Here is a 13,545-nt window from a genome sequence, read left to right as displayed (position 1 = left end):
CGAGGGTAGTGACTAGAATAACGAAGGTTCCGGTTCACGCTTAGCTATTGGGGCTTTGCGACCCGGGTCGCCCGAATTCCATAGGAGACATTATGAAGCAGGGTATTCATCCCGACTATCACGCAGTGCAGGTTACCTGCTCCTGCGGAGACACTTTCGTAACTCGTTCCACCGCAAATGGCGATCATATGACGGTTGACGTGTGCTCAAAGTGCCACCCATTCTATACCGGCAAGCAGAAGATTCTCGACACCGGCGGCCGCGTGGCTCGCTTCGAGAAGCGCTACGGTAAGAAGACTAAGTAGCTTTTTAAACGCCAGCCCTGCTTTCGTGTAACTCGCGGAATCGGGGCTGGCGTTTTATGTGCAACATACATGCGTCTTACAATATTTAAATTTAATATTTTCGATTCAAAATCCGCGTTATGCGCGACTACAAAGGAATATGATGGCTGAGTCAGTAGAGGAACAGTTCCCAGCAGCGGTTACAGCTCTAAACGAATACCGCGATATTGAAAATCGCATGGGAGAGCCAGAAGTAGCGTCTAATCCAGACGCAATTCGCAAGCTCGGTCGTAGACACGCAGAACTCGGGTCAATCGTAAGCGCGTACCTAAATTACAAGCAGCTTTGCGAAGACTACGAAGTAGCTAGCGAAATGGCAAGCGAAGACGAAGACTTAGCAAAAGAAGCAAAACAATTAGAAGAACAAATTCCAGCAGCAAAAGAAAAGTTGCGCACAGCGCTGATTCCTAGAGATCCAGACGATGCGCGAGACATGATTATGGAAATCAAAGCTGGTACGGGCGGCGAAGAAGCGGCTCTGTTTGCTGGAGATTTGTTGCGCATGTACATGCGTTACGCGGAAAAGCGCGGCTGGACTACTGTAATACAAAGCGAAAATTCGACGGAACTTGGCGGCGTAAAAGACGTGCAGCTTGCGATTCGCGCAAAAGGTACACCTGCTCCAGAAGACGGCGTGTGGGCAAGCATGAAATACGAGGGCGGCGTGCATCGCGTGCAGCGAATCCCAGTAACTGAATCGCAAGGGCGTATTCAAACTTCCGCGGCTGGTGTAATCGTGTTCCCAGAAGCAGACGAAGACGACGACGAAATCGAAATCGATCCAAAAGACCTGAAAATCGACATCTTCATGAGCTCCGGTCCTGGCGGACAGTCCGTGAACACTACTTATTCCGCTGTCCGTATGACACATATTCCAACGGGAATTGTTGTTAGCATGCAAGATGAAAAGTCGCAAATTCAAAACCGTGCGGCAGCTCTTCGCGTGCTAAAGTCGCGCTTGCTAGCCATGAAGCACGAGCAGGAGGCTGCGGAGGCTGCAGATATGCGTCACTCGCAGGTGCGCTCGTTGGATCGCTCCGAGCGAATCCGCACGTACAACTTCCCAGAAAATCGTATCGTGGATCATCGCACAAACTACAAGGCATACAATCTTGACCAGGTGCTTAACGGAGACTTGCAGCCTGTTATCGACAGTGATATTCAGGCGGATGAAGCCGATCGCTTAGCTAAAGCCAAGTAAGCCAAGTAAGTTAAGTTATCCAAGTAAATTAAGTAAGATAAGTAAAATCACCACGTGGCTTGTAAAATGCAAGAAATTTTGCACATTTTGCGCGCATCTGCCGAAAAACTTGAAGATGCAGGAGTAGAGTCGGCAGAATACGACGCACGTTTGCTACTGGCTCACGCTTGTGGCGTAAGTTTGGCAGACTTAAACAAAGCGCTAATACTTGGCGATTTTAAGAATTTTTCGCACGATTACGCTAGCAAATATAGCGATTTTATATCTAGACGTGCTTCGCGCGAGCCATTGCAACATATTATTGGATGCGCTACTTTTCGCTACATAGACCTAATAGTTGGCAAAGGTGTTTTTGTGCCGCGGCCTGAGACAGAAGTGGTAGTTCAAGAGGGATTAGATTGGATTCGCGCAAATAATCTAAAAAATCCTATTGTTTTAGACTTGTGTGCAGGTTCGGGAGCGATTGGATTATCGATAGCAAGCGAAGTTGCAGATGCGCAAGTGTGGGCAGTGGAAAAGTCTCCCAAAGCTTTTGAATATTTGCAAAAAAACTACAACAAAATCGCGGAAAAATATGATATTTCAAACAGATATCACGCAATATTAGGCGATGCTACAAACGTTAATCTGCCTGAAAAAGCTGCGATTAAAGAGAAAGTAGATGTAGTAATCACAAATCCGCCGTATGTGCCAGAAAGCCAGCCAGTAGAGCAGATTGAAGCTCGCGACTACGACCCTAAAATGGCGCTATATGGTGGATCTCAAGACGGGCTACTAATACCGCAAAAAATTGTAAAAGCGAGTTTTGCATATTTGTGTAGGGGTGGAATAATGATTATGGAACACGATATTACGCAAGGAGAAGCGCTTGCAGATTATGCAAAAAACGTAGGATTTAGCAGCGCAAAAGTCAAAAACGACTTAACAAACAGAGCAAGATTTGTAGTATGCAAAAAAGAGGCTAAAAATGAGTAAAATTTGCACGATTAACGAAGAATCATTGCAACTCGCAGCGCAAATAATAAACGCAGGCGGCGTAATCGTAGTGCCAACAGACACAGTTTACGGAGTAGCATGCGACCCATTTAACGAGGATGCAGTAACGAAAATCTACCAACTAAAACGCAGGCCGCGCACAAAAGCCTTGCAAATACTTATGAGTAGCGTAAGTGACCTAGAAAAACTTGGGCTTTACTTGCCAAATCCACTAGACGTACTTGCGGAAAAATTCCTGCCAGGCGGATATTCGCCAATCGCTCGCGCAAGAAAAGATTCGGTAGCTACAAGGCTTGCTACGCTTTGTAAAGCAGATAGTAGTGACGTTCAAAACAATAATAAAAACAAAATCCAAGCTGAAGCAACGCAAGGCGTGCGCGTGCCAGATTGCCCAGAATTAATGCAAATTTTAAGAGTTACGGGCCCTTTGGCTGCGTCTAGCGCAAATCGCAGCGGAAACGAGAGCGCAGACAGCGTAGAAGAGGCAGTAGCAGCTTTTGGAGACGAAATTCCGCTGTATTTAAATGCTGGTCCAACTCGCTCACACGTAGCAAGCACAGTAGTTGGCGCGGATGCAAGCGATAAAGACGGAATTGTGATTTTGCGCGAAGGCGTAATAAGTGAAGAACAGATAAGAGCAGAAAGTCGCAAGAAATGAGGGTATACCTGTTTATAGCAGCAATCGCAGGAGGCGCAACTTGGCTAATAATGCCGCTTGTACGTCATCTTGCGATTCGCATAGGAGCCGTGGGAAAAGTGCGCGCTCGCGACGTGCACACAATACCTACGCCACGTATGGGTGGAGTGGGAATGCTATTCGGCTTTGCTGTATCAATGGCGTTTGCAAGCTCCATGCCTTTTATTTCAGGGCTTTTTACAGGAACACACCAGCCGTGGGTAGTTTTAGCTGGAGCTGTACTCGTATGCCTTTTGGGTGTTTGTGACGACATTTGGGACTTAGATTGGATGCTAAAACTTGCAGGTCAATTGCTAATAGCTGTTTTTGTAGCATGGGGAGGGCTTCAAATCGTAACATTGCCGCTCGGCTCTCTAGTTACAGCGTCTCCAAGTCTTTCAATCGCAATAACCGCAATACTAATCGTGGCTTCAATTAATGCAGTCAACTTTGTAGACGGACTAGATGGACTGGCTTCTGGAATTGTGGCAATAGGCGGAATCGCCTTCGCAACATACTCTTATATTCTTGCGCGCACATCTCCAAGCTACGCTTCAATGGCAACTCTTATAGACGTTGCAATGGTTGGAATGTGCTTAGGGTTTATTTTGCACAATTGGCATCCTGCAAAGCTTTTTATGGGTGATTCTGGCTCCATGCTAATCGGGTATTTAATAACTTGCGCGTCTATTATAATGACGGGTCACTTAGATCCATCTGCAGTGCACACAAGCATATATTTGCCAGTATTTATGCCGATTTTGCTTCCGATTTTAGTGCTGTTTTTGCCAGTGTTAGACATGTGTTTAGCAATATGCAGAAGGCTTGCAAAAGGGCAGTCGCCAATGCATCCAGACCGCATGCATTTGCATCACAGAATGTTGCGCATTGGGCATTCTGTGCAAGGAGCAGTACTTATTTTGTGGGGATGGGCGGCGCTTATATCTTTCGGGTCAATAATGATTCTGTTCTTTAAAGCAATTTACGTGCTTGTTGGCATGATTATTGCGGCAGCGCTGCTTACAGTTCTTACAATGATGCCATATTTGCGCAGGCGGCTGCCAGAGCTACGAAATTCGTAAAATAATACTCGAATACTCGCGAATCATAGTTTATGAAACGCGATTTTTACAAACGTCATAGCAAAAACGTATAGTAACCCTATGGCTACAACTGATATGAACACGGAATCCGTGTATGCTCCTGTTCCACCAATTTTCGAGAAGCTCGGACTTGCTTATGATGATGTGCTGTTGCTTCCAAACGAAACCGATGTAATCCCATCCGAAGTGGATACAACCACTCATCTGACTCGCGAAATCACTATGAAAGTTCCTGCAATTTCTGCGGCAATGGACACAGTAACCGAGTCCGATATGGCTATTGCAATGGCTCGAAATGGCGGAATTGGTGTTCTTCATCGCAATCTTTCTATAGATGATCAGGCTGCGCAAGTCGATATTGTTAAGCGCAGCGAGTCTGGTATGATTACCGACCCACTCACTGTTCACCCAGATGCAACGCTCGCAGATTTAGATAAATTGTGCGGGCGTTTTCATATTTCTGGTTTGCCAGTGGTAGATAGCGAAAATCGTCTAGTTGGTATTATTACCAATCGCGATATGCGTTTCATTGCTTCCGAAGACTATGATCGTTTGAAAGTCAAAGACGTGATGACTCGCGAAAATCTCGTCACTGGTCCTTCTAATATTTCTAAAGAAGACGCGCATCGTTTGCTTGCAGACAACAAAGTTGAAAAATTGCCTTTGGTTGATGCAGAAGGCAAGCTTACTGGTTTGATTACTGTTAAGGATTTTGTGAAGACTGAGCAGTATCCAGATGCTACTAAGGATGATCAGGGTCGCTTGCGCGTGGCTGCTGGAATTGGCTTCCTTGGAGATGCTTGGCAGCGTGCGTGCGCGCTTATGGAAGCTGGAGTTGACGTGCTTGTGGTTGATACCGCAAACGGAGAGGCTCGATTGGCTCTCGATATGATTCGCAGAATTAAGGCAGATAAGGCGTTTGACGGAGTACAAATTATTGGCGGAAATATTGCTACTCGCCAAGGCGCTCAGGCTATGATTGATGCCGGCGTCGACGCTGTAAAGGTTGGCGTTGGACCAGGCTCTATTTGCACTACGCGCGTTGTTGCAGGCGTTGGTGTGCCTCAGCTTACTGCTGTTTATGATGCGGCTCAGGCTTGCAAGGCTGCTGGCGTTCCATGCATTGCTGATGGTGGTATTCACTATTCTGGCGATATTGCTAAGGCTTTGGTTGCTGGCGCTGACACCGTTATGCTCGGCGGCACTTTGGCTGGTTGCGAGGAAGCTCCAGGTGAAAAGGTTTTGCTTCACGGCAAGCAGTATAAGCTTTATCGTGGCATGGGCTCGCTTGGCGCAATGGCTCCTCGCGGTAAGAAGTCTTATTCTAAGGATCGTTACTTCCAGGCAGACGTTACAAGCTCCGATAAGGTGGTTCCAGAAGGCGTGGAAGGCGAAGTTCCATATCGCGGTCCGCTTAACGCTGTGCTTTACCAGTTGCTTGGCGGCTTGCATCAGTCCATGTTCTACGTTGGTGCTCACAATATTAAGGAAATGCAAGAGCGCGGTCGCTTTATTCGCATTACGGATGCAGGTCTTCGCGAATCGCATCCTCACGATATTGTGATGACTGCAGAAGCGCCAAACTACAGCGGTTTCCACAACTAAATCGCAAGTTGCGCAAGTTGCGTGAGTTGCGCGTATAAGTCGCGTATAAATCGCAAGTAATTTTGCATTAAACGGCGAAGAGTTAGCTAAGTCTTTTTTGCTACTTTCTAACTTTTCGTCGTTTTTGTTTTGACAATTCGTATAAAATTATTGTATAGTTAGTGGGATATCCCACTAAAAATGAGGTGTTTTGTGGAAGTAGTGAAAGATTATGACGTTCGTCTTGATAGTAAAAAGCGTGTAACTCTGCGCGGAGCTAAATACCCTTATTACAATGTTAAAGAATGTGATAATGGTTGTATTTTATTAGAGCCACGTGAGCTTACTATTCCTAAGAGTATCTCTTCTAAAACTCTTAAAAGTATGGATGAAGCAATCCGCAATTTTAAGATTGGCAAAGTCTCTGAACCTGTTGATCTCTCTGACTTCTAGGAGTAAGTGAATGAACTTCAATATTAGAATGGGTATTCCAGAGATGTCTAATATTTGGGAGAGATTGAAGAAAGAGTTTCTAGAAGGCAGTATAAGTAAAAAAGATCTTTCTCTTTATAAGAAATGGGGAAAATCTATGAAACTTTTATCTGAAAATCCAAGGCATCCAGGATTGCATACTCATGATATTGAAGAATTGACAAATAGATATGGTGTTAGAGTTTGGCAATCCTACTTGGAGAATAAAACAAGTAGTGCAATGAGAATGTATTGGGTTTATGGTCCAGATCATATGTCAATAACTATTATCGGTTTAGAGCCTCACCCTGAAGATAAGAAAAATGGATCATATTCTAGAATTTCACTTTCTGATATGCCAGAGATGTGATTTTAGCTGTTAGTCGTCGCTGGGAAGATGTAGGCTGATGGGTTCGAAAAAATATTAGGAAAGGAACGAAAATGGCTGAAGCTAAGGAAGATCTTACGTTTACGCCGGAAGAATCGCGCTTAATTTGGATTGATTGCGAGATGACGGGACTCGATATTTTCCACGACGAATTATGCGAAGTATCTGTAGTTCCAACTGATTTTAATTTGAAAGTTCTAGACGACGGTATTGATTTAGTGATTAAGCCGAGCGATGCTGCTGTGGCTCATATGAACGATTTCGTACGCAATATGCACACATCTTCTGGTCTTGTTGACGAGTGGAATAAAAACGGTTTGCCTCTAGAAGAAGCACAAAAGCAGGTTGTTGAGTATGTAAAGCGCTTTTTGCCAGAGCACGGAAAAGCACATCTTGCTGGCAACTCTGTTGGCTCCGATAAAAAGTTCCTCGACCGCTACATGCCAGATTTAATGGCAAATTTGCATTACCGCGTAATCGACGTAAGCACATTGAAGGAGATTTCGCGCAGACTTTACCCAGATGTTTACCGCAATAAGCCAGCAAAGCACGGAGGCCATCGTGCGCTCGCGGATATTATTGAGTCGATTGACGAGTTGCGCTACTACAGCGATATGATGTTCATTCCAGCTCCAGGCCCAAGCGAAGCACAGGCAAAAGCTGGCGCACAGCACATTGAGAGCACGAGCTTGCTTCGTGACTATGAGCGCCGCGGTGAAGCATTAGAAGACGTAAATTCCGCAGAAAAGCGCGACTATTAAACAAAGCGCGACTACTAAACGCAATAAAAGGTACTGCCAATGAAGCAATCCGAAGCCCTAACCATAATCAACGCTGGTGTAAGCGTTTTCATTACCGGCGCTCCGGGTGCAGGTAAAACCTACGTATTAAACGAAGCTATTCGCGCAATGAGAAAAAATGGTTTAAACGTGGCTGTAACGGCTTCTACCGGAATCGCAGCAACGCATTTAAACGGTCAAACCATTCACTCGTGGAGTGGAGTTGGAGTTTCAAACGCGCTTAGCGATTCGCTTCTTAAAACCATTAGAGCTAGGCGAGGGAAACGCATAAAAGCCACGGAAGTGCTCGTGTTGGACGAAGTTTCAATGATTCACGCGTGGCTTTTTGACATGGTTGATGAAGTATGCCGTAAAGTGCGCAAAAACTCTGCTCCCTTCGGCGGACTTCAAGTAGTTATTTCGGGAGATTTCTTCCAGCTGCCTCCTGTGAGTACTTCTATGCGAAATCGCGATGTATTCGAGCCAAGTCCAGAGTTTATTGAGTCGCGCGAAAAGTATGCTGCTGCTGGCAAGAATCCAGAAGGATATATTACGGAATCTTTCGCCTGGGATGCTTTAAAGCCTGTTGTGTGCTATTTAACTGAACAACATCGTCAGGATGACGGCAAATTGCTTGAAGTTTTGACGGATATTCGTGGCGGTCTTGTAAGCGACGAAGATAAGCAAGTGTTGGCTAGTCGCCTTGGTGAGTATCCGCAAGACGATGAAGTTTCAGTGCATCTTTTCCCTACGAACTCACAAGCAGATGGCTTAAATAATGTGCAGCTTGCGGCAATTGATGCTGAGCCTCACGAATTCGTGGCAACAGAAGCCGGCCCTAAAAATCTCGTCGAGCGTTTAAAAAAGAATATGCTCGCTCCAGAACGGCTTGTATTAAAGGTTGGAGCTGCAGTGATGGCGTTGCGAAATGATCAAGATAAGCAATATGTGAACGGCTCGGTTGGGCGAGTTTTGAGATTCGCACCTGAATCTAAAGGCGGATGGCCGATTATTGAGTTTGAAAACGGCAATATTGTCACTCTTAAGCCGGCTGCTTGGGAAATGACGGATGGTGAGACTGTTCTTGCTAGCATAAATCAAGTGCCACTTAGATGCGCGTGGGGAATTACGATTCATAAATCGCAAGGTATGACGCTTGACAGTGCGGTAATGGATTTGCGTAGAACTTTTGCTCCCGGAATGGGATACGTTGCGCTTTCTCGCGTGGAAAATCTGGGCGGGCTTTATTTGGAAGGTATTAACGATCGCGCGTTTAGTGTTTCGGCGGATGCTGTACTGTTAGACGGATTCTTGCGTGAGGCTTCTAAACGCGCGAGTGAGTTGCTTGCTAGCGACGGTGCTGCTTCTTTCGTAACAAATAATGCGGAAGATGATTCTGCAAATCAGCAAGAGTTTGACATTTTTGGCGCTGTCAATTACGCGTATAATGACGAATTTTCCTTCGACGATGAGTTCTAGCTTTTTGTAGCTTTAATCGTTGTTTTTAGCTACAAAGTCGGGAAAATCTTCCGCTTTTTGTAGCTCTAATCGTCGTTTTAAGCTACAAAGTCGGGAAAGTGTTATTGCTATTGTTTAATAGTGTAAACAAGTGTTTATGTCCTCATGCGCAAATAGATTGGAACGCATGAATTCCAATGTACTTCGTATGTCTCAGCTGTTCCTTCGTACGCTGCGCGAGGATCCAGCAGACGCGGACGTAACTTCCGCAAAACTTATGCAGCGCGCAGGCTATATTCGTAAATCCGCTCCAGGTGTGTGGACTTGGTTGCCGCTCGGACTCAAGGTTTTAAACAAGGTCCAAGCGATTATTCGTGAAGAAATCAACGGTATTGGTGCGCAGGAAGTACACTTCCCAGCGCTTCTTCCACGTGAGCCTTATGAGGCTACAAATCGTTGGGAAGAATACGGCGATAATATTTTCCGCCTTAAGGATCGTCATGAGGCTGACTATCTTCTTGCTCCAACGCACGAAGAAGTTTTCACATTGCTTGTTAAGGATATGTATTCTTCTTACAAGGATTTGCCAGTTACTTTGTATCAGATTCAAACGAAGTATCGCGATGAATTCCGTCCTCGTGCAGGTCTTATTCGCGGCCGCGAGTTTATTATGCAGGATGGTTATTCGTTCTCGATTGACGAAGATGGTTTGAAGTCTGCTTATGTTGAAGAGCGCGCTGCTTACGCTCGAATTTTCGACCGTTTGGGCATTAAATACGTGATTGTTCACGCTGTTTCCGGCCCTATGGGTGGCTCTGATTCTGAGGAATTCTTGGCTCCAATGTCAATTGGCGAAGATACTTTTGCGCTCGCTCCTTCTGGAAAAGCTTGGAATGTTGAGGCTCTTACCACTCCAGAAATGCAAGAGGTTGATTATTCGGCAACTCCTGCAGCAGAAGCTCTCGAAACTCCAGAGGCTAAGACGATTGAGGCTTTGGTTAAGGTTTCCAACGATTTGCATCCGCGTAAAGATGGTCGCGAATGGCAAGCGTCCGACACTTTGAAGAACTTGATTATTGCTGTTAAGCACCCAGCTGATGCTGAGGGCGGCGAGCACGAGGAGCCATGGCGCGAAATCGTGGCTATTGGTATTCCAGGTGACCGCCAGGTAGATATGAAGCGTCTTGAAGCTCAGTTTGCTCCTGCAGAAATTGAAGAAGCAACTGAGGATGATTTGAAGGCTCATCCTGAGTTTGTTAAGGGCTACATTGGCTTTAGCGTATTAGGTCCTCAAGCTCGCAAAGATGGTAGTGGAATTGAAAATCCTGTCCGCTACTTGATGGATGCTCACGTTGTAAAGGGCAGCGCCTGGGTTACAGGAGCCGACGAAGACGGAAAGCATGTTTACAACGCTGTTTACGGCCGCGATTTTGAGGCTGATGGTGTTGTTGAAGCAGCCCAGGTTCGCGATGGCGATATGAGCCCAGATGGTTCCGGTCCATTGAGCTTCGAACGCGGTGTTGAGATTGGTCAGGTGTTCCAGCTTGGTTTAAAGTATTCTAAGGCTTTGGGCTTAAGCGTTCTTAACGAAAATGGTAAAGCTGTACCAGTTTGGATGGGCTGTTACGGTATTGGCGTTAGCCGCGTGATTGCATGCTTGGCAGAAACGCATCACGATGATGATGGTCTTGCATGGCCTATGGCGATTGCTCCAGCTCAAGTTCACGTCGTTGCTACAGGCAAGGATCAAGTTGCTTTCGATGCTGCTGAGAAGGTTGTTGAAGAGCTTAGTAAGCAGGGAATCGAAGTAATCTTCGACGATCGTCCAAAGGTTTCTCCAGGCGTGAAGTTTAAGGATGCTGAGCTTGTTGGTGTGCCGCTGATTGCTGTAGCCGGCCGCGATACTGTGAACAATGGAACGATTGAAATCCGCGATCGCAACGGTTCAAACGTTGAGGCAATTCCAGTGGATGAGGCTGCTGCTCGAATTGTAGAGCGCGTTCGTGAACAGTTGTAATCGCAATAACTGTTAACAACGAATCAGCGATTAAGCAATTAAACTATTAAACAATTAAACGACTAAGCAATATTGCCGTTGGTGTAATGCTTTGTATATTATACGCATTATTTTCAGCGGCAATATTGCTATGAATAGTAAAAAATTATCTAAATTATTAGAATAGAATGTTCATAAGTTTTAATGTTTAATTCTATTAAAACTTTCTAAAAATCATTTACACCTCCTTCAATATCGTCATATTGGTTTTCTTCGACTTGTGAGACGAAATCTATTGTTTCTTTTGCTGAAGATTCAGCATCATAATGGTATTCTTGGCTGTCGTTTTCTTGCGAAGAATCCATAGAATATGTATTAGCCATAGGGTTTTTCATCGCCAAGCTCAAATCTTGGTTGGAATAAGTCTCTTGATTTGACCGATTTTCTTGGTTTATTTGATTAGTGTGATATTTGCTATTGTTACTCTGATCGGTTCTTCCACGATTATAAGAGTATTTAGTAAAAGCACTGATTCCTCGATTTAGGTCGTGTCCAATTGCGGTTGCTTCTAGTACAACTCGAGATCGGTCTTCTCCGTCTTTGTGCCAGGATTCCGTGTTTAAATTTCCACATACGACTATCGCGTCTCCCTTATGCACGCTTTTTAGTACATTTGCAGCTAAAGACTTGTATGCTTTTACTGTCATCCAAGTTGTCGGTCTATCTTTCCACTGTCTTTCCTCGCTATGATAGTAAGACGTTGTGCTTCCTATTCTAAGTGAGCATGCTGGTGAGTTTTCGTTGCGACTAAAGTTCACAGGGTCATTCCCTACATAGCCGCTGATTGTTAGTGTTGCTTGTTGTTGTGCCATATTCTTAACCTTTCAAAAGTTTGGACTGCGACTAATTTAAATCTCAAAATTCATCGCGCAACACGTGTTGATTATTGTGATTTTCAATAAATTTGCCGCAGTAGAATCAACTATGAAGTATCAAAAATAGTTTTGCAAGATATTTTTATCAATGTGGTTAAAGCCTATGCTTTATGCACATCGTTTAAAAACTCTTGACAAAATATATAAAACTGAGTAAGCGAGTCTAAAATGCGGAAAATATATGTAGATTGATATACTTAGCGGAAGTAGTTTTTGTTTTTCATTAGCATTGGAAGGTGAAGCTTGAATTTTTTGCCTACATGTTTGTGTTATTTGAATCAGGGATTACTGAAAAGTAGTTATTAATCACGTGGAGAGAGGACTACATTTATGTGGCATAAGTCGCACGTATTTTCTGCAAAGAAATGTTTAGCTGCTGCAGCATCAGCCGTTGCCTGCGTAGCAATGATTGGATCTACTGCAGTATCTGCTAGTGCTTTGGTTATAGTGCAGAATCACAGTGTTGCTAATGTTAATACTAATTGGCAAGTTCAGAATCAGTCAGTTGCAAGCTACATTTTAGGTGCAATTCGTGATGTGCGTTCAAAGTATTATGACGATGGCGTTACCCTTATGAACGGTATGCCTCTTGCGGATTATGTTGCTTCTAAGGGTCTTACAAAAGAGCAGTATATTAACGATATTCGCTATGATCGTGCTAATGAAGAGGATGCTTATCGTCGTGCAAATGAGACTGTTCAGCATGGAAAACTTGGTCATTTTGCTGCGGATGGTGTGAGCCTTCCAAACTACGATGGTCGTAAGGCTTGGGGCGAAAACGTTGCTTGGGGTGAAAGCCCAGAAGAAGCTATGTCGGATTGGACTGCTGGAGAGGAATCTGCATTACACCAGTCTAATGGTGCTGCAACTACTGACAATGCTCATCTTTACCAGATTTTGAATCCAGAAAACATTTCCTTCGGATATGGCGAAATAGCAGGTACCAAATACGGAAGAGTATCTGTTTTGACTCTTTCAACTCAGGTTGGAGACACTGACTACCCACAAGGCAAGTTAGGTGTTGCTCCTCACCTTGATTTTGCTTGGATTATCCGTAATAACGATATTGCTGTTGGTGCAAATGCTTACACCGACAAGCAGCTTGAGTATCGTTGGCTTTCCTACAATTTGAATACTCAGCAGTGGGCTACTATTGCTGATTGGAGTACTGGAAACTGGGCTTCTTGGGTTACAAAGCCAGGTGATTATTGGCTGCATTGCGAAGCTCGTGATCCTTCTACCAAGAAAGTTGTTCTAGAAAAGACAATTGCTTTCCACTACACAGTTCCAAGCCAAACAGTTATTACTGGAACTTATGCTGGTTGGCAAGGCAGTAGTGTTCTTCTTGGTGCATCAACTAATAATCCTAATGGTTCTACCAAGATTAAGATTTATGATTACAATGCTAAGCAGTGGGTTGAAGGATTTGATGGTCCTTGGGCTTTGTGGAGCCCACGCCCAGGCGTTTACTGGACTCATTTCGAAGCTTACGATGAGAACGGTAATTTGTCTGACGTTAAGACCTACGCTTTCGGCGTGTGAATCTGATTAGTAAATCTGATTAGTATCATTTAAAAAGCCTGCAAACGTTTTAAACGCTTGCAGGCTTTTGTT

General features: G+C 44.6%; 13 protein-coding genes. 12 read left to right on the top strand and 1 reads right to left on the bottom strand.

Translation table 11 applies throughout. The features are described 5' to 3' along the window. Positions 1–92 precede the first annotated feature (92 nt). From rpmE to HXT19_RS03990, 11 genes are all read left to right on the top strand, one after another. Entirely contained in the window at positions 93–305 is a 213-nt protein-coding gene (gene rpmE, locus HXT19_RS04040) for a 50S ribosomal protein L31 (protein WP_004114884.1), read from the top strand. Between the two features lie 142 nt (positions 306–447). Continuing rightward, positions 448–1,545 (top strand): peptide chain release factor 1, encoded by a 1,098-nt coding sequence (gene prfA / locus HXT19_RS04035; RefSeq protein ID WP_004114886.1) that lies wholly within the window; start codon positions 448–450, stop codon positions 1,543–1,545. Positions 1,546–1,611: 66 nt separating this feature from the next. Beyond that, entirely contained in the window at positions 1,612–2,520 is a 909-nt protein-coding gene (prmC, locus tag HXT19_RS04030; RefSeq protein WP_422119629.1) for a peptide chain release factor N(5)-glutamine methyltransferase, read from the top strand. Continuing rightward, entirely contained in the window at positions 2,513–3,199 is a 687-nt protein-coding gene (locus HXT19_RS04025; RefSeq protein ID WP_422119628.1) for an L-threonylcarbamoyladenylate synthase, read from the top strand. Before prmC ends, HXT19_RS04025 begins: the two co-directional genes overlap by 8 nt. Continuing rightward, complete coding sequence (locus HXT19_RS04020; protein ID WP_004113078.1) at positions 3,196–4,299, top strand: MraY family glycosyltransferase; 1,104 nt, start codon at positions 3,196–3,198, stop codon at positions 4,297–4,299. Before HXT19_RS04025 ends, HXT19_RS04020 begins: the two co-directional genes overlap by 4 nt. A gap of 81 nt (positions 4,300–4,380) precedes the next feature. Then, complete coding sequence (guaB, locus tag HXT19_RS04015; protein WP_004114891.1) at positions 4,381–5,925, top strand: IMP dehydrogenase; 1,545 nt, start codon at positions 4,381–4,383, stop codon at positions 5,923–5,925. A gap of 192 nt (positions 5,926–6,117) precedes the next feature. Then, positions 6,118–6,357, top strand: coding sequence for a hypothetical protein (locus HXT19_RS04010; RefSeq protein ID WP_004120033.1), 240 nt, complete (start codon positions 6,118–6,120; stop codon positions 6,355–6,357). 136 nt (positions 6,358–6,493) lie between these two features. Then, positions 6,494–6,745 (top strand): hypothetical protein, encoded by a 252-nt coding sequence (locus HXT19_RS04005; protein ID WP_004130611.1) that lies wholly within the window; start codon positions 6,494–6,496, stop codon positions 6,743–6,745. Positions 6,746–6,816: 71 nt separating this feature from the next. Beyond that, the gene (gene orn / locus HXT19_RS04000; protein ID WP_004138208.1) at positions 6,817–7,524 is read left to right on the top strand and encodes an oligoribonuclease; all 708 of its coding nucleotides are present in this window, start codon (positions 6,817–6,819) and stop codon (positions 7,522–7,524) included. A gap of 39 nt (positions 7,525–7,563) precedes the next feature. Continuing rightward, a complete protein-coding gene (locus HXT19_RS03995) occupies positions 7,564–9,021 on the top strand; it encodes a PIF1 family DEAD/DEAH box helicase (protein WP_004137998.1) in 1,458 nt (485 codons plus the stop codon). 166 nt (positions 9,022–9,187) lie between these two features. Further along, entirely contained in the window at positions 9,188–11,017 is a 1,830-nt protein-coding gene (locus tag HXT19_RS03990) for a proline--tRNA ligase (protein WP_032836382.1), read from the top strand. Between the two features lie 206 nt (positions 11,018–11,223). Here the strand turns inward: HXT19_RS03990 and HXT19_RS03985 are convergent, their stop codons facing one another. Further along, the gene (locus tag HXT19_RS03985) at positions 11,224–11,868 is read right to left on the bottom strand and encodes a single-stranded DNA-binding protein (RefSeq protein WP_004138146.1); all 645 of its coding nucleotides are present in this window, start codon (positions 11,866–11,868) and stop codon (positions 11,224–11,226) included. 393 nt (positions 11,869–12,261) lie between these two features. Here HXT19_RS03985 and HXT19_RS03980 point away from each other — a divergent pair, with 393 nt between their 5' ends. Further along, positions 12,262–13,473 (top strand): hypothetical protein, encoded by a 1,212-nt coding sequence (locus HXT19_RS03980; RefSeq protein ID WP_004138215.1) that lies wholly within the window; start codon positions 12,262–12,264, stop codon positions 13,471–13,473. Positions 13,474–13,545 lie beyond the last annotated feature (72 nt).

Source organism: Gardnerella sp. DNF00038, from assembly GCF_049262855.1.
In the GTDB taxonomy this organism is placed as follows: domain Bacteria; phylum Actinomycetota; class Actinomycetes; order Actinomycetales; family Bifidobacteriaceae; genus Bifidobacterium; species Bifidobacterium vaginale.
This window is presented reverse-complemented; position numbering and strand designations above follow the sequence as displayed.

Excerpts from the sequence above, each read along its gene's own strand:
- rpmE (WP_004114884.1), top strand. The coding sequence starts at position 93 with ATGAAGCAGGGTATTCATCCCGACTATCACGCAGTGCAGGTTACCTGC.
- prfA (WP_004114886.1), top strand. The coding sequence starts at position 448 with ATGGCTGAGTCAGTAGAGGAACAGTTCCCAGCAGCGGTTACAGCTCTA.
- prmC (WP_422119629.1), top strand. The coding sequence starts at position 1,612 with ATGCAAGAAATTTTGCACATTTTGCGCGCATCTGCCGAAAAACTTGAA.
- HXT19_RS04025 (WP_422119628.1), top strand. The coding sequence starts at position 2,513 with ATGAGTAAAATTTGCACGATTAACGAAGAATCATTGCAACTCGCAGCG.
- HXT19_RS04020 (WP_004113078.1), top strand. The coding sequence starts at position 3,196 with ATGAGGGTATACCTGTTTATAGCAGCAATCGCAGGAGGCGCAACTTGG.
- guaB (WP_004114891.1), top strand. The coding sequence starts at position 4,381 with ATGGCTACAACTGATATGAACACGGAATCCGTGTATGCTCCTGTTCCA.
- HXT19_RS04005 (WP_004130611.1), top strand. The coding sequence starts at position 6,494 with ATGAAACTTTTATCTGAAAATCCAAGGCATCCAGGATTGCATACTCAT.
- orn (WP_004138208.1), top strand. The coding sequence starts at position 6,817 with ATGGCTGAAGCTAAGGAAGATCTTACGTTTACGCCGGAAGAATCGCGC.
- HXT19_RS03995 (WP_004137998.1), top strand. The coding sequence starts at position 7,564 with ATGAAGCAATCCGAAGCCCTAACCATAATCAACGCTGGTGTAAGCGTT.
- HXT19_RS03990 (WP_032836382.1), top strand. The coding sequence starts at position 9,188 with ATGAATTCCAATGTACTTCGTATGTCTCAGCTGTTCCTTCGTACGCTG.
- HXT19_RS03985 (WP_004138146.1), bottom strand. The coding sequence starts at position 11,868 with ATGGCACAACAACAAGCAACACTAACAATCAGCGGCTATGTAGGGAAT.
- HXT19_RS03980 (WP_004138215.1), top strand. The coding sequence starts at position 12,262 with ATGTGGCATAAGTCGCACGTATTTTCTGCAAAGAAATGTTTAGCTGCT.